Annotated in this window: 14 protein-coding genes and 1 pseudogene; 11 read left to right on the top strand and 4 right to left on the bottom strand. The window is 47.7% G+C overall.

All coding sequences use genetic code 11. The features are described from left to right. The first annotated feature begins 36 nt into the window (after positions 1–36). The 6 genes from OXH18_RS11725 to OXH18_RS11700 all read left to right on the top strand — a co-directional run bounded on the left by OXH18_RS11725 (position 37) and on the right by OXH18_RS11700 (position 7,005). The gene (locus OXH18_RS11725; protein ID WP_268612964.1) at positions 37–333 is read left to right on the top strand and encodes a DUF6439 family protein; all 297 of its coding nucleotides are present in this window, start codon (positions 37–39) and stop codon (positions 331–333) included. Positions 334–653: 320 nt separating this feature from the next. Further along, positions 654–2,588: a SpoIID/LytB domain-containing protein gene (locus OXH18_RS11720; RefSeq protein ID WP_268612963.1), complete on the top strand. Its 1,935-nt coding sequence runs from the start codon at positions 654–656 to the stop codon at positions 2,586–2,588. Between the two features lie 324 nt (positions 2,589–2,912). After that, entirely contained in the window at positions 2,913–3,905 is a 993-nt protein-coding gene (locus OXH18_RS11715) for a helix-turn-helix transcriptional regulator (protein WP_268612962.1), read from the top strand. A 63-nt stretch (positions 3,906–3,968) separates the two neighbouring features. Then, positions 3,969–4,559, top strand: a complete 591-nt coding sequence (locus OXH18_RS11710; protein WP_315874650.1) for a Uma2 family endonuclease — start codon at positions 3,969–3,971, stop codon at positions 4,557–4,559. Positions 4,560–4,638: 79 nt separating this feature from the next. Continuing rightward, a complete protein-coding gene (locus OXH18_RS11705; RefSeq protein WP_268612961.1) occupies positions 4,639–5,424 on the top strand; it encodes a Uma2 family endonuclease in 786 nt (261 codons plus the stop codon). Between the two features lie 177 nt (positions 5,425–5,601). After that, a complete protein-coding gene (locus OXH18_RS11700; RefSeq protein ID WP_268612960.1) occupies positions 5,602–7,005 on the top strand; it encodes a TonB-dependent receptor plug domain-containing protein in 1,404 nt (467 codons plus the stop codon). Here the strand turns inward: OXH18_RS11700 and OXH18_RS11695 are convergent. Then, entirely contained in the window at positions 6,949–7,740 is a 792-nt protein-coding gene (locus OXH18_RS11695; RefSeq protein WP_268607476.1) for an IS5 family transposase, read from the bottom strand. The genes OXH18_RS11700 and OXH18_RS11695 overlap by 57 nt on opposite strands. Positions 7,741–7,870: 130 nt before the next feature. Here OXH18_RS11695 and OXH18_RS11690 point away from each other — a divergent pair, with 130 nt between their 5' ends. From OXH18_RS11690 to OXH18_RS11680, 3 genes are all read left to right on the top strand, one after another. Next, a complete protein-coding gene (locus OXH18_RS11690; protein ID WP_315874710.1) occupies positions 7,871–9,115 on the top strand; it encodes a TonB-dependent siderophore receptor in 1,245 nt (414 codons plus the stop codon). Between the two features lie 178 nt (positions 9,116–9,293). Further along, positions 9,294–10,190, top strand: coding sequence for an ABC transporter substrate-binding protein (locus tag OXH18_RS11685; RefSeq protein WP_268612959.1), 897 nt, complete (start codon positions 9,294–9,296; stop codon positions 10,188–10,190). A 412-nt stretch (positions 10,191–10,602) separates the two neighbouring features. After that, entirely contained in the window at positions 10,603–12,369 is a 1,767-nt protein-coding gene (locus OXH18_RS11680; protein ID WP_268612958.1) for an ABC transporter ATP-binding protein, read from the top strand. Between the two features lie 44 nt (positions 12,370–12,413). Here OXH18_RS11680 and OXH18_RS11675 read toward each other — a convergent pair whose 3' ends face one another. Beyond that, positions 12,414–13,580: a methanobactin export MATE transporter MbnM gene (locus tag OXH18_RS11675; protein ID WP_315874709.1), complete on the bottom strand. Its 1,167-nt coding sequence runs from the start codon at positions 13,578–13,580 to the stop codon at positions 12,414–12,416. After that, entirely contained in the window at positions 13,580–14,482 is a 903-nt protein-coding gene (locus OXH18_RS11670) for an MbnP family copper-binding protein (RefSeq protein WP_268612956.1), read from the bottom strand. The genes OXH18_RS11675 and OXH18_RS11670 overlap by 1 nt, the downstream gene beginning before the upstream one ends. 304 nt (positions 14,483–14,786) lie before the next feature. Here OXH18_RS11670 and OXH18_RS11665 point away from each other — a divergent pair. Both OXH18_RS11665 and OXH18_RS11660 read left to right on the top strand, forming a co-directional pair. Then, a pseudogene (locus tag OXH18_RS11665) lies at positions 14,787–14,957 on the top strand (MFS transporter); the annotation flags it as partial. Between the two features lie 16 nt (positions 14,958–14,973). Then, on the top strand, positions 14,974–15,171 hold the full coding sequence (locus OXH18_RS11660) for a hypothetical protein (protein ID WP_268612954.1): 198 nt from the start codon (positions 14,974–14,976) through the stop codon (positions 15,169–15,171). A 430-nt stretch (positions 15,172–15,601) separates the two neighbouring features. On the opposite strand, the gene OXH18_RS11655 is transcribed toward OXH18_RS11660, so the two are convergent. Further along, on the bottom strand, positions 15,602–15,733 hold the full coding sequence (locus OXH18_RS11655) for a hypothetical protein (protein WP_268612953.1): 132 nt from the start codon (positions 15,731–15,733) through the stop codon (positions 15,602–15,604). Between the last annotated feature and the right edge of the window lie 32 nt (positions 15,734–15,765).

Genomic DNA, 15,765 nt, shown 5'->3' with positions numbered 1-15,765 from the left:
CATCGTTTTTGAAAAGTTTGCTTTAAATTTTCAGCTATGTCCCCAACCTCTGATTTCGCAACGCCTCTCACCCGTTCCAATAGCCAGAAACCGATTGCAGAACTATCAACAGCCGAGCTAGCTCAAGCCCTCGCTGAACGGTTAGCCATTGCACCAGGGGATTGGCATCGGCTCAAGGCAAATCGTAATGCCCGTGCGGCAGAACAGGCAGCAATTGCCTTGGTATATCTGCTGAATCAGCACCCTGAAGAAGCCCTCGCCCGTCTACAGCAGGCCAGTGGCTGGCTCGATCGATCGATTTCGGCTCCACCGTGTCCAACCCATGGTCACTAAGAGGCTAACGAATCCATAGCTGATGCCATCCAACGTATCAATGCTCGCGACCATGACCGTATTGCCGCAAGTAAGGGTGTATTCTGAATTGCGTGGTCAAGAGAAGCTGTAGGGCTATAGACTTGGCCAACAGTAGGGTTTGGCAGTGCTTGCTCGCCCGGATTTGTCACTAGCTTTGGCGTCACTCACCCAGCTAACCCTGTAAAGTTTTCATAAACTTACTTAGAACCTTGCCGATTTCCTTGGTCAGCGTCCATAATCGGAAACTGTTAGCCGTTAGATTCTTAATCTCTCTTTGGGGAGTTTCATCGGTACGGAGAATGCTTCAAACTAAAAGATTGAGCGATCGCTACACGATTTTTCCTACCTTGCTCAGCACCTCAGCCAACATTCAAGCCGCTTGGGGTACCTTTTTGGCGGCTGCCTGTTTGGTGAGCCTAGCTACACCAGGATTTGCTCAAGAAGGGCCACTAAATCCAACTATAGATGTTGGTGTTGTACAGCGGTTTGGCGCAAATGCTAGTGATTCTCTAGTCCTAAAACCCGAAGCGGGCGATCAGATAACATTGCAGTTCAAGCAAGGCGAACAAGAGCGAACCCTGACCACTAGCACCGAAGTGAAGGTGAATGTGGTAATGCAGCCATTGCCAGAACCAAAAGTGACAGAGCGATTGGTTTTAAGTACTCATCGCAGTTTCGAAAGTGCGGAAGATAGCGCCAATCAATGGCGACAACAGGGCATTGAAGTGGAAATTGCTCAACCTCGGCAATGGCAGGTTTGGGCTAAGCGAGAAACCTATGGCACTCCATTGTTGCGCCGCTTGTTGATGCAGAACTTGCAGTCGAATGGATCGCGGACTGCTTTCATCGATACCCACGTGCAGCAGCAAGAACCGCAAGCTTCATTTACTGTCAATGGTGCGCAACTGCAATCGGATGAGGTCTCGATTGACACAGTCAATGATCGGTTGGAGGTGATCTCAAACCGTGATGATCATGGGCGGCGGCTATATGGTGGTACATTTAGCTTTCAGCCGAATGCTTATGGCACCTATACGTTGGTGAATCATGTCCCACTGGAAACCTATTTGCGGGGCGTGGTGCCGCACGAAATTGGCATTGGTGCACCTCAAACGACGATCGAAGCGCAAGCTATCCTTGCCCGCACCTATGCATTGCGAAATCTGCGCCGGTTTGCCATCGATAACTATCAGCTTTGCGCCGATACTCAATGCCAAGTCTACTGGGGGTTGAATGGAGCCGTTCCTGACACCGATCGGGCAATTGCAGCCACTCGCGGGCAGGTGCTTACATACCAAAACGAGTTGGTGGATGCCCTGTATTCTTCGACAGCGGGCGGTATTACGGCCCCTTTTAGCGATGTCTGGAATGGTAGCGATCGCCCCTATCTTAGGGCTGTTGTTGATTCGGTGCAAAACGTTTGGGATATTACCAACCAGCCGTTGACTGAAGAACTGAATTTTCGTGCGTTTATTAACCGCAAATCTGGTTTTAATGAAGAGGGCTGGGATATGTTCCGCTGGCGGATCGAAAGCCCCCTGACTGAAATTGCCGGAGATTTGAAGGCCTATTTGCAGAGTAAAAAGCATCCGTTAGCTAACTTTACGCAGGTGAAACAGATGGAAGTGCTGGAACGATCGCCAGCCGGACGGGTGCAGCGCATTGCAATTACCACCGATCGAGGACAAGTAATTTTAGAGAAAGACGAAATCTTGCGGGCGCTCTATGCTCCCAACAGCACCCTCTTTTACCTAGAACCCATCTATCAGCAACCTTCCGCTCCTCAAGCCAAAAAGCCAGCCGTTGAACCCGCACAAGCGACCAGTTCTCCTAGTGCGACACCGTTACCAACCACAAGTCCAGCAGGTAGCTCCACAACAGCAACCCCATCGCCCCAACCAACAGCCCAACCATCTGTGGCTCCTGTTCTAAAGGGTTATGCCTTTGTAGGTGGTGGGTTAGGGCATGGTGTGGGCATGAGCCAAACTGGAGCCTATAATTTAGGAGATTTGGGTTGGTCAAGCGAGCAGATCCTCAGCTTTTACTATCCTGGGTCCGAGCTGCAACTGTTGACTAATGCCATCACCTATTGGCGTGATCCTCTCCAGGATGAGGAACCTGTTGCGATCGAACCCAACAGGCTAGAATCAACCGTTAAGTCATTAAGCACCACAAAATCTAGAGTGAACGAATCCATCGTCGATCGCCTTCAACCTCACAAGAGAATCTGGTGAACCCATTGCTGCACTTGTTTGCCATCACCATCACTTGCACAAGCCGAGTGATAGAACCGATTGCGATTGAGAGTAAGATAGCCGTGAAAGTTAAATACATAAATACAAATACATAAATACAATCGATCGGGCACGAGAGCATTGTGATCGATTGTTAGGGTTGGCGATCGATTAATATCAGCAACTGCTACCAGTCCTTCTATTATCTATCGTGGTTGGATAGAGGCAGGTAGACCTTGGTGGGTAAAAGCCAGCACCTTGACTTCTAATGGGTGAACCGAGATTATTGAAACTGATTCTCATTACCTTGACCTCTTGTTTCTCATGAGTCTCGACCTGACTGCCCGCGAAGAAGACGAACTCTGGCTGGAAGCAGAGCAGCAGTGCCCCCCTGTCACCTCGATCGATCGCCTGGAGACCATTCACATGATGCCATCTCGGTTAGGCAGAGGCTACATTCGGGTGATGGAGTTATGCCCTGGTTTGGAACTGGCAATTTTTCATGAAACCTATGCCGAAGACTACATCTGTCGGGGAGTTGAGCATTCGCATCTGGTGCAGTTCATGATGCATCTGTCTGGGGTGGTGGATAGCGGTGATTTTCTGTATCAAGATGCAACTCAAAGCTATGTCGGGGGGAGTGGATTACAACCATCTGTGACCAGCACTCATCGAGCGAACCAGCCGGAAGTAGGCGTGAACATTCACTTGCAGCCGCACCTATTGCATCAATTTTTTGCGACTCCGACTGGGGAACTTCCTTCTGAACTGCAACCTTTAATACAGGGGGAAGACTGGCAGCGAGTCTTTTCACCCAAGGTGACAAGGACAATGCGATCGGTGGTGCAGCAAATCATCGATTGTCCGTATTTGGGAATCACCAAGCGGTTGTATTTGCAGGGTAAGGTGTTTGAACTGATGGCACTTCAACTGGAAGGGATGCTGAGCCATGAAGCAGCTACACCGTCTGATTCTCTCAAGGCAGATACGATCGCCCGCATTCACTACGCTGCCGAGATTTTGCGATCGCGCTTAGAATCTCCTCTCTTGCAAACCGAACTGGCGCAGTTTGTCGGCGTGAGCGATCGCACCCTCAGACGCGGCTTTCAAGCGGTCTTTGGCACAACTGTGCTGGGCTACTTGACAGAACAGCGATTGATTCAAGCAGAACAGCTTCTGCGACAGGGCTTCACCGTTGCGGAGGTAGTTTATCGCTGCGGTTATAGCAACCAGGGACATTTTGCGGCTGCGTTCAAACGCAAGTTTGGCATTACGCCTAAGCAGTGTGCCATGGGTCAGAAATCGGCATATCCATAGGATTTGATAGGATCATAGCGTGCTTTTACGGCTCGATTGGGGCGATCGCGGAGGTTGGCAACGATGACACAAACAGCGAGTACCTTCTCCAAGTTCATGACCATGGAAGAATATTTGACCTATGACGATGGCACTGACACCCGCTATGAGCTGGTGGATGGAGAATTAGTGGAAATGCCAGTAGAGAGTCAGATCAATCTCAGCATTGTCAAATATTTGCTGTTTGAATTCGCTAAACATCTACCGATTGCGTTGTTGGCGACAATGACCGAGGTAGAAGTCTCTGGCAAACGAGCCAAGAGCCGAGTGCCTGACCTGATGATTCATTCCGAGGAATCCCACGCTGCATTATCTGGAGGCAAACGCGCGATCCTGTTGCGAGATATGCCACCTCCGGCACTGGTGGTTGAGGTGGTCTCTCCTGGGCAAGAGAACCGAGACCGTGACTATCGCTTCAAGCACACAGAATACGCCGCCCGCGGCATTGCGGAATATTGGATTATTGACCCAGAGATGCAGCAGGTGACGGTGTGTCTGTGGGTGAATGGGCAGTATGAAGATACGGTTTATCAGGGCGATACGCCGATTCAGTCTACAGTCGTTCCTGATTTTGCCCTCAGTGTGGCTCAGATTTTGGCATTCGGACAAAATTAAAAAAAGCTCAAAAACTTAGCGATTTCAGCCACCGATACGACTCGATATAATCAAAAAGCATTTGGCAGAGGCGCACGTTATGGTTCAAGAGATTGCCTCATCTTCCCAGCCTGCCCTCCCCCCTGACTGGGAAGTTCCTACCCCTCCTTCCGACTTAATTTTTGACGATGGAGAACCTTTGGAAAGTAATCGTCATCGGATTGCGATGAATGTGCTGATTCGCTCAGCGCAGCAAGCCCTATCCTCTCGCCTCGACAGTTTTGTAGGCGGCAATATGTTCGTCTACTACAGCCGCCAGCAGGCAATGAACCGCGATTTTAGAGGACCTGATTTTTTTGCAGTTCTAGGGGTCGAACCGGATCGAGAACGAAAGGCTTGGGTGATTTGGGAAGAATCGGGTCGCTATCCGGATGTGATTATCGAACTGCTGTCTCCCAGCACGGCAGCGATCGATCGCGGGGCAAAGAAAGACCTCTATGAGCAAACGTTTCGCACCCCCGATTATTTTGTCTTTGATCCGTTTGATCCGACCTCTTTGGCAGGGTGGCGCTTGGATCTAGCGCAGGGCTATCAACCCCTGACTCCCAACGATCAGGGCTGGTTGTGGTGCGAGACGCTGGGGCTATGGCTAGGCACTTGGGAGGGCGCGATCGATCGGGAGCCAAGCAACGGCAGTTGTACCTGGCTGAGATTTTATACGCCCCAAGGAGAGTTGGTGTTACTGCCTGAAGAAGCGGCACAACAGCAAGCAGAACAAGCACAACAGCAAGCAGAACAAGCACAACAGCAGGCAGAACAGGAGCGGCAACGAGCAGAGCGGCTAGCTGCAAAACTGCGAGAATTGGGGGTTGATCCCTCGGTTTGAGTTGAACAGAAGCAGAGGAGTCATCTTCGCTTATCAAAAAAGATGGCTTAAATTGTCCAGTTTCGGATCAAAGTCCGGATTTGAGTAGACGCAGATCGCTCAATTTCCTTACACTGCCTTTCATTGCAGTTAAGAATAATTGGCAATAGTCTAATTGCTTGTGTGTGAGGAACTGAAATGTGTCTGTGGTGGTTTGCCAATTCGGTGCGATCGGCATTGGTGGTTGTGGTTCTGGCAGGAGGTTTTGGGCATGGGTTGGTATTGCCTGGATGGGCACAGGAGGTAGGGGAGATAGGGAATAGGGAATGGGGAATGGGGAATGGAGCGGAACAACAATCTGACTCGACTCCCGACTCCCGACTCTTAACTCCCGATTCCCTCTCTAATCTTGACCAACCTGCCGCTACGGTTGAAGAATGGCTCGCTCAAATCCAAGCTTCTTTGACACAAATTACTAGAGTCCGGATTGAAACGACTGACGCTGGATTGCAGGTGATTTTGGAAACGGCAGATGGTGCGCTGAACGTGCCGGAGACCAGAGCGATCGGTAATGCCTTGATTGCAGATATTCCCAATGCCACGATTGCCGAGGAGTTCTCTCAGGCAAACCCGATCGAAGGGATCGCGTTGGTGAATGTGACGCAGTTACCGGGCGATCGCGTGCGGGTTGCCATTACTGGAACCGATGCGCCGCCTAGTGCTGAGGTGACATCAGAAGTGCAAGGGTTGGTTTTGACGGTGATGCTGGGGGATGCTAGCGCAGTTGCAGAGGAAGATGCGATTCAAGTGGTGGTGACGGGAGAACAGGACGAAGGTCACAACCCACGCAGGGCCAGCACGGCCACCCGAACGGATACACCCCTACGCGATATTCCTCAGTCGATTACAGTAGTGCCGCGACAGGTGTTGGACGATCGCAATGTGAGAAGTGTGAATCAGGCAGTAGAAACTGTTGCTGGTGTAATTGATAATGGCGATGATGGTGGATATGCAGGAGATAGAATTATCAGAGGATTTAGTCAGGGATTTGGAGCGGCTCCTGCGAACCTGAGAAACGGCTATCGAGATGTCAACTACTATTCTGTTACACCAATTGGAACGATTGAGCAAATAGAAGTACTAAGAGGGCCTGCCTCAGTTCTGTTTGGTGCTTTGGAACCGGGTGGAGTCATCAACGTGATCACCCGTCAGCCTTTAAGCGAACCCTTTTACGAGATTGCCTTTGAAGCAGGAAGTTATGGTTTCTATCAACCTAATATCGATCTATCAGGCCCCTTAACGGTTGACGACACGCTATTATATCGCTTCATTGCTAGCTATCAAAACGCAGATAGCTTTCAAGATTTTGTCAACTCAGAAAGAATCACAGTTGCACCTTCAGTTACTCTAAACTTGGGTGACCGAACAAGCTTAAATTTTTACTACGAATATGCCGATCTTTTCCTAGATTCCATTCAGACCTACTCCTTTGCTCTTAGCAATGGTAGTTTAAGAGGGTGTTTGAAAAGATTTGAGGTGTCAAATTTATGCCAACCGCCTCACCATAATCCGAATCATGGCAAGGTAGATCAAGGTTTCTGATGTCTCTGGTAATAATTCATAGTCTCTGACCAACCGTCTGCATCCCATTAGCCAACCAAAAGTTCGTTCTACCACCCACCTCTTTTTGAGCAAGCTAAAGCCTTTGGTTTGCTCAGGTCGCAGTACAACTTGCACAATCCAACGACAAACATCCATCACCCACATCAGAAAAGGGGCGCCATCGAACCCGCCGTCTACCCAAATGGTGATTAAGCGTGAAACCTTTTTCTTCATCCGTTTGACTCGTTTGAGGACACGTTTGCCCCCTTCGCGTTCCCCCAGGTTTGCCGCACTCACAAACACCCGCAAAACCAGTCCTAACGTATCCACCGTTAAAAATCGTTTGCGTCCTGTAATCAGCTTGCCTCCATCAAAGCCAACTTGTTGATGAACTCCTGCTGCACTCTTGATGCTTTGGCTATCGATGATCGCTTCTGATGGACTAGGATAGCGTTGCGCATCGATGCGAACCCACTGGTGCAACTGGTCATGAATGGAAATCCAGGTGCCGTCCAATCGCCAGTTGCGGAAGTACGTGTACACCGTCTGCCAGGCTGGGAAATCACCAGGTAAAGAACGCCAACGACAGCCTTCAACCAGAACATAGAGCATGGCATTGAGCACCTCCCACAGGTCAACGCTGCGAGGACGACCACCTGGCTTTGCTGCTGGAATTAATTCACTCAAAACCTCATATTGGGCGCGGGTTAGGTTACTGGGATATGCTTTACTCATCTGACTCACTCAGGGCTGTAGATATTTGCTATTCGCAGCCTACACTGAGTGAGCTTTTTTACGACCTTCCTGGCTTCTCAAACACCCTCTAACACCACGAGACTTTTATGCTGGCTATCCTGAGTACAACATTTTAGATATAGCCACTCAGAGATTTGGTTATACGCTAGAGCATGAGTTTAACGACAATTGGCAGATTCGCAATGGATTATCTGTAGCCTTGACCGATACCTTTCGAGTGAGGAATCTAGCTTTTATTGGTATTGTGGACGATCGCTTTATACAATTCGATCTTTATGAGGGTAAACAAGCAATAGACAATTACTTTGGACAGATTGACTTGGTTGGAAGGTTCAATATGGGTTCAGTTTCGCACCAAGTTTTAGCAGGTTTCGATTTCAATCGATTTGTAGATAACCTTAGTATTGACTTTACGGCTGATGTACCAGATTTGGATTTGCTCAATCCAGAATACGATATTCCAGAGCTAGTTACTGCTCCACTCATACAGTCTCAAAATACAGTTCAGTCCTATGGAGTTTATCTTCAAGATCAAATTAGGTTGAGTGATCAATTCATCGTATTGCTTGGCGGTCGATATGATTGGATATCGAGTAGAAACGAAACATTAGGAGATGGAATCAATACTCCATTTCAAAATGATGGTGCTTTCAGCCCCCGAGTTGGCGTAGTATATCAACCAAGTGATACAGTCTCTCTGTATGCCAGCTATAGCCGTTCATTTTTACAAACTAGTGGATTTGACGCGGAGGGGAACCAATTTTCTCCAACAAGGGGAACACAGTATGAAATCGGACTTCGATCGGAATTTCTAGAAGACAGGCTTGCAGCAAATTTAGCAGCTTATCACCTAACAAAAACGAACATTACAACTCCTGACTTGAGTAATCCTAATTTTTCCGTTCAGACTGGAGAAGCACGGAGTCAAGGCATTGAATTAGACGTGACAGGTGAAATTTTGCCAGGTTGGAATGTCATCTTATCTTATGCATATACAGATGCAAAAGTTACAGAAGACAACTCTACGCCGGTTGGCAATCGTCTACCGGGTGTCCCAGAAAACCAAGCCAGCCTTTGGACAACTTACACCATTCAAGGAGGCGATTTACAAGGGTTAGGATTTGGACTAGGACTGTTCTACGTTGGTGAGCGACAGACTGATTTGGCAAACTCATTTCAACTAGATGACTATTTACGCACTGATGCAGCCCTTTACTACCGGAGAGGACGATTGAATGCGGCAATCAACATTCGTAACTTATTCAATATCGACTATGCTGTTGCTGGATTTGACACGAGTGTTTATAGAGCCGCACCATTTACAGTTATTGCTTCAGTAAGTTGGGAGTTTTAATCGACAGCTTCTTTTGATTAAGACTCAAAGATGCAGGTCAAATATGGTTTTGCAATAATCCACAATGAAGAAAAAGGTGCTCCGTAAAGCCACTCGATGGTTACTCTTCTTAACAACAGTTGTTATTTTCTCTACAACGAGTTGCACGAGTAAGTTGCTGTGGTTCCAACCGAGCGAAGTGACTTCTCCCCCTGGACAGACAAATCCGTCAAACATTGCTTCAAACTCGGCAGCGACAAAAGTCGTTAGCCATGCTTTAGGGCAAGCAGAAATTCCCCGCCATCCCCAGCGGATTGTGGTGCTCGATGATAGGTTCCTACTCGATCCCTTGTTGGCGTTGGATATCAAGCCCGTGGGGGCAGCTATTTGTGCTTACTGCATTCCATCGGAGACGTTGAACCAGTTTGTTGCCGATGTGTCACCCGTAGGGCATTGGGAGCAACCGTCTTTAGAAAAAATCCTCAGCCTCAAACCAGATTTAATTGTGGGGCATGTCTGGCAGGAGCAATACTATGCACTGCTAGCGGCGATCGCACCTACAGTGATGATAGATACGGATAGTGAAGTCGATTTTAAGAAGAATTTGAAGTATTTAGCTGAGATTCTAGATAGAAGCGAGCAAGCTAAGGAAATCTTGGCTGAGTACAATGAGCGAATTCAAAAGTTTCGGCAGCAGCTAGGAGAAAAGTTAAAAACTAAAACAGTGTCTGTTGTCCATCTTTACGACTTGACAGTTCATGTTTATGGATCAGATATTTCTGTTCATTCTCAAGTTATGAATGATGCAGGCATAGAGTTTATTCCTGCTTATAAAAATCTAAAAGGCTACTTACAACTAAGTCTTGAAGATTTGCCCAACTGGGATGCCGATATTCTATTTGTAGACATACTTCAAAAAGAAGACTCTGAGAAGCTCAAATCATTGTCATTCTTGAAACAACCGATTTGGTCAACCTTAAAAGCCGTGCAAAATGATCGAGTTTATGCAGTGAGTTGGTCGAGTACTGTTGTTGGCCCGATTACGGCTAATCAATTGATTGATGATCTTTACAAGTACTTTATCAATACATCCTAAACTTCTCTCCGAACACATCCTGTTTGTTTACCAATCCTACGTTCTGAAGTGCGATCGGAACATCAGCCCGCAAATAGCACACGTTTACTTGAACAACTTCATACATTGTATTCAGTGCGATCGCTCCTCTTGTGGGCTGTGTATAGCCCTTCGGACATGGCTTTGCTAAAACGCAGCGTAGCGCATCACCTGAAACGCTTTTTCGCAATCCCTCATCAGCCGGAGGAACCCTATGAATCCTATACCGATGAAAACTAGAACACGACCAATTGGCAGCGCGATCGCACTCTCATTTTTTTCCTGCGATCGCGCAAGCTTCCAAAACCTAGCACTACTGTTCTATCTTGAGTTTGGCAAACTCTACATTGCAACCGTTCAACCTCAATTTTATTGAGCATAGCCTTCTCTTGATATGAACCGTCTTTCTATCCTGCAACTGCTGTCCTACGCGACCACCTACCGCTCTCAAATTTGGGGGGCGATCGCCAACTCCATCCTCAATACAGTCTTTGACCTTGCGCCTCCCTATCTTATCGGCGTTGCCATTGATGTGGTTGTCAATGAAGAGAACTCCCTCATCGCTCAGTTCGGCATCACCAGCGTTACTGGACAACTGGCAGTGTTATCGCTGCTGACGTTACTAATCTGGAGCCTAGAATCCCTGACCGAGTATCTCTATAGCCGTCTGTGGCAAAACCTGGCGCAAACGTTGCAGCACGAACTGCGAATCGATGCCTATAGTCATTTGCAAGAGTTGGAACTGAACTACTTTGAGGATCGCAGTACCGGAATGTTGCTGTCGGTGTTGAATGACGACATCAACCAACTGGAGCGATTTCTCAACTTTGGTGCTCACAATATTCTTCACTTTCTCACAACAGTTCTATTTGTTGGTACGACATTTATTGCCCTGGCTCCCGGTGTGTCTTGGTGGGCGATGGTACCGATTCCCTTTGTCATCTGGGGGTCAATGGTTTTTCAGTCTAAACTAGAACCACGCTACGCAGATGTGCGGGAGAAAAGTGGATTAATTAGTAGTCGATTAGCCAATAACTTGTCGGGGATTGCCACCATCAAAAGCTTTACCGCAGAGGCTTATGAACGCGATCGGGTCACACTGGAAAGTGAAGCCTATCGTCGCAGTAATGGCAGGGCGATCGCCCTCAGTGCCGCTTTTGTCCCCCTGATTCGGATTTTGATTCTGGTGGGGTTCACCACCACACTATTTTTGGGTGGTGTCGCGGTTGCTAATGGCAATTTATCGGCAGGAACCTATGGGTTTCTGGTGTTCATCATTCAGCGATTACTGTGGCCCTTCACTGATTTAAGTGAGCTAATGGATGAATATCAGCGGGCAATGGCATCGGTACGGCGGGTGATGGGCTTGCTGGATATCCCGATTTCCATTCCGCATGGCGATCGATCTCTGTCAGTTGAAATTGTTCAAGGCGAGGTAAAGTTTGAGGATATCACCTTTGCCTACAACGGTCGCAAACCTGTTCTCAAAGATTTATCTTTACAGGTTCCTGCTGGAGCGACGATCGGCATTGTTGGTGTGACGGGTTCTGGTAAAAGTACGCTGGTGAAACTGTTGCTGCGCTTCTATGAAGTACAAACTGGATGCATTTTGATTGACGGTATTGATATCCGAGACGTGAATTTATTTGACCTACGAAGATGTATTGGCTGGGTGAGTCAGGATGTATTTTTGTTTCACGGAACGGTGGCTGAGAATATTCGCTATGGTAGTTTTGATGCCACGAATGAGCAGGTTATTCACGCAGCGAAGTTAGCAGAAGCCCATACGTTTATTGAGCAGTTGCCGCAAGGCTATGACACAATTGTGGGAGAACGGGGACAGAAGCTTTCGGGAGGACAGCGACAGCGGTTGGCGATTGCCCGTGCCATTCTCAAAGACCCGCCAGTTCTGATTCTGGATGAAGCCACATCAGCCGTAGACAATGAGACTGAGGCAGCGATTCAGCGCTCCTTGACCAAGATTACTCAGAATCGAACCACGATTGCAATCGCCCATCGGCTTTCTACGATTCGTCATGCCGATTGCATCTATGTGATGGATCAGGGGCAGATTGTGGAGCAGGGCACACACGAAGAATTACTCACCCAGACTGGAGTCTACGCAGGTCTTTGGCGTGTACAATCAGGTGATTATAAGTGACCTTCTGTTGAGACATAGTAATGAATTGATTTCGATCGACGTTACTAATCCTGCGGATCACCGAACGCTGGATTATGAATGAAGGTCTCGTCGGTCAAGCTGTGAAGGAAGGCGAGCAGATCTTGTTTTTCCTGTTCCGTTAGTTCAAACCCTGAGATGAAATGACTTTTCAGTGGATTTTCACTGCCTATTCCTGCGTAACGACCGGACTCAATCGTTCTACCTCCTGCTTTGTAATGATCGATCGCTTCTTCCAATGTAGCAATACTGCCATCGTGCATGTAGGGAGCCGTTAGCGCAATGTTTCGCAGTGTCGGTGCTTTGAACCGCCCCATATCTGTTGGTTCATGGGTAATCTCATATATCCCTGTGTTGTTTGGGGGATAAGCTCCTTTTCCATCAATGTTATACAATCCAGTATTGTGAAAGGCAATCTCTTGAAATGCTAAACGCTCGTGCATGATGGAATCGCTGAAGTTGAGTCCGCCATGACAGTGAAAGCATTCCAAGCGTTCACTATGAAATAACGCTTCCCCACGTTTAGCTGATTCTGAAATGGCGTTAGCTTCGCCTCCATAACGGTAACGATCATAAGGTGAATTGAATGAAATTAGGGTGCGTTCAAATGCCGCGATCGCTTTCATCAAATGGTTCAAGTTGATGTTCGCATCACCTTCTCCAAAAGCAGAGGCAAACAGCGATCGATACTGCGGATCATTTCGCAACATCGTCAAAATCTCATTCTCTTTGCCTACCATTCCCAGTTCTACCGGATGTTCCCCGAACAAAGGCACCAAGGCTTGCTGCTCCAGTTGGGTCATCAAGGGATTGGCCCAGGTCAGCACCGGATTGTAGGCAATATTTGTCAGACTCATGGAGTTACGGGGATGTTGTTCTCCGGTGGCTCCAATGCCTACTGGCTTGCCATCAGTAAATGCCAAAGACTGTAAATGACAAGACCCACAGGAATGGTCTCCCGTGATCGACAGCCGCTGTTCATAGAACAAGTGTCTGCCTAGCTCCACTTTGGCCTGACTCATAGGATTGTCCGCAGGCACGATCGGCTTGGGTGCCCAATCTGGAAGATTCCACTGGTAGCCAGACGAAACAAGCTCTGACGAGACAGACTCTACGGCTAGGACGCGCTTGAAGCCGATCGCCAGCAAACAAGACAGCACGCAAACAAAGATAAGAACGGGCAAACGGCGCATCATTCCATTCTAAAGAAGCTCTGATCTTGAGCAAGGGTGCCATTAAAGGCTAACCCGATCGCCTCCATAATGCCAGCACAATCACTGTCTGTGGGTTCCGACATACAGCCAGGGGCCGTATCGGGTTGATTGCGGCTTAGATCAGTGTTGGCAACCAGTGCCGCTAAATCTGCTACAACCACATTCTGAGCCGGATTAAATCCCGTGAAGGTCATAGTAGACCGATTGGGATAACTACAACTTGACGGGCTTTGGCTGCCCTCAGCTATTTCACAGCCCGTGCTGCCTAGGTGAATGGCAAACCCAGTATTGGATTCTTCTCCATGTCCGTGCGGCTGATTGTTTTCGTGTTTGAGAGACTGGCTCGGCAGCATTCCAGTTTGATGCTGATGGCTTAAATCGATACGAGCGAACTTGTAGCCGAACTGCCAATTCCACCACAGCGACGTGAGATTTAGAGGGGAGGGAGCCAGCGTTGCATCGGCATGATTCAGTTCAAATGGCACACCAAGGGTAAATTGCAGTCCGCTGTAGTTGCCTGCGGGAACCGTGCCAATGATGCGATCGTTCATCTCTACAGTCCCATTGGTGCAGGCTCCCGATTTGTCCTCGAAGTCGAGCAGTGCCACCGTTTCATACTGCCACTTGCCATCTTGCTGCAACGTGAGTGGAACGGGGTTTCCGTTGGCGTCAATCAACGCCACATCCGAGATATATAAGCGAAAATCAGTCGGTGTCATCAGACTGGCAGTTGTTCCCAGACTGTAGCTTTCCCCACAGCGAAACGGTTGCTCCCCCACCATGCCCCTAAATCGTATGGTGACCTCTTGAGTCTCAGCCGCCCTTGCCGATCGCCCTACTCCAAAATAGCTGTCAGCTAGGACAATCCCAGCCAGTGTCATTAATGCAAGTGATTGGAACTTCTTCATGCTCCCCATGATGCTGTCGTTTTATCAGTCAATCTATCAAAGAGACACAAAATTCTGACAGTTGGTATCTGTATCTGTCAAAAGACAGCTCGTCAAACTTGCGATGATTCACAGTAGAGACTACAGAGTACAGAGACGGATTGCAATCAAACTTAATACCAACAAGTCTTCAATTATTGACAATTTCTCTTAAGAAGCGTTTACTAATCACAGCAGAAACTTTGAATAAAGAATTTCTGATTTCCTTGTATCTTCTCTCTCCAATGCCTCACAACCAATGACTCACAAAGCCAGTGCCCTAAAGTTCGTCATCCTTTTGGGACTTGTCAGTTTATGTGCAGATGCTACCTACGAAGGAGGGCGCAGTGTTGCGGGAGCATACCTTGGAGCGCTTGGAGCAAGCGGAGCGATCGTAGGACTGGTAGCAGGGTCAGGTGAATTGATTGGAGGCAGCCATTGCGGCTATGGTTCCCCCTAATAAGCGCGGTTCGGCCTTTGGCCTGTTTTACTTATGCTACGGCTTTGCTTGGTTTGTTGGCAGTGCGTTGATGGGAATTATATACGATCGCTCAATTCCGACTCTGATTGTGATTTCTATCGGTTTGCAATTGCTAGCAATCCCGATTTTGTGGCAAGTCAAGCGGCAAATGGCGAGGAGTTAGTGTCTTTCAGGTGACTTAGCTGAATGAATGCAACTATTTTACAGACTAAACATTTTACAGACTAAACATGCTGTAGCCGTAGATAGAGTATAGTGCTTGACCAATTTGTAGATGAGTCTAATAATAAACATGGAGCAATGAAAAGTAATCTTGTATAAACAATTTTTACTTATTAAAGAAAATTTATGTTGATCAGAGGAATTGGTGAAAGTACAAACCGGGTGAAAAAAATGGAAACTTTTGAACAAAGCTTTTAACTAATTTCAATAAAAAATTAGATTGTTGTAACTAAATAATTTGACTGATTAATGAACGCTAAAAGTGAATGATAGTAAAACGATTAAATAAACGTGAGCAAATTGATTGTAAAAGGATAATGCATAAAGAAGACCTTTCCTGTTTAAACGGACCGCTTTGTGGGAGTCGTCGGTCAAGAGTTGGGAGTGGGGAAAGGCGATCGAGTTGCGCCAGCGCTGTTGTAATAATCTAGTCCTACTGTAAGGGCGATTGCTTCCATTCCAGAGTGGCTTGTCTCCTCAACTAGCTCTGGTTCGCTGCTCAAGCGGCAATCCCTAGTGATTTTCGCCTTGATGC

It is taken from the genome of Thermocoleostomius sinensis A174 (genome assembly GCF_026802175.1).
Taxonomy (GTDB): Bacteria; Cyanobacteriota; Cyanobacteriia; order Elainellales; family Elainellaceae; genus Thermocoleostomius; species Thermocoleostomius sinensis.
This window is presented reverse-complemented; position numbering and strand designations above follow the sequence as displayed.

Coding starts and splice junctions, on each gene's coding strand:
- OXH18_RS11725 (WP_268612964.1), top strand. CDS start 37: ATGTCCCCAACCTCTGATTTCGCAACGCCTCTCACCCGTTCCAATAGC.
- OXH18_RS11720 (WP_268612963.1), top strand. CDS start 654: ATGCTTCAAACTAAAAGATTGAGCGATCGCTACACGATTTTTCCTACC.
- OXH18_RS11715 (WP_268612962.1), top strand. CDS start 2,913: ATGAGTCTCGACCTGACTGCCCGCGAAGAAGACGAACTCTGGCTGGAA.
- OXH18_RS11710 (WP_315874650.1), top strand. CDS start 3,969: ATGACACAAACAGCGAGTACCTTCTCCAAGTTCATGACCATGGAAGAA.
- OXH18_RS11705 (WP_268612961.1), top strand. CDS start 4,639: ATGGTTCAAGAGATTGCCTCATCTTCCCAGCCTGCCCTCCCCCCTGAC.
- OXH18_RS11700 (WP_268612960.1), top strand. CDS start 5,602: ATGTGTCTGTGGTGGTTTGCCAATTCGGTGCGATCGGCATTGGTGGTT.
- OXH18_RS11695 (WP_268607476.1), bottom strand. CDS start 7,740: ATGAGTAAAGCATATCCCAGTAACCTAACCCGCGCCCAATATGAGGTT.
- OXH18_RS11680 (WP_268612958.1), top strand. CDS start 10,603: ATGAACCGTCTTTCTATCCTGCAACTGCTGTCCTACGCGACCACCTAC.
- OXH18_RS11675 (WP_315874709.1), bottom strand. CDS start 13,580: ATGCGCCGTTTGCCCGTTCTTATCTTTGTTTGCGTGCTGTCTTGTTTG.
- OXH18_RS11670 (WP_268612956.1), bottom strand. CDS start 14,482: ATGACACTGGCTGGGATTGTCCTAGCTGACAGCTATTTTGGAGTAGGG.
- OXH18_RS11660 (WP_268612954.1), top strand. CDS start 14,974: ATGGTTCCCCCTAATAAGCGCGGTTCGGCCTTTGGCCTGTTTTACTTA.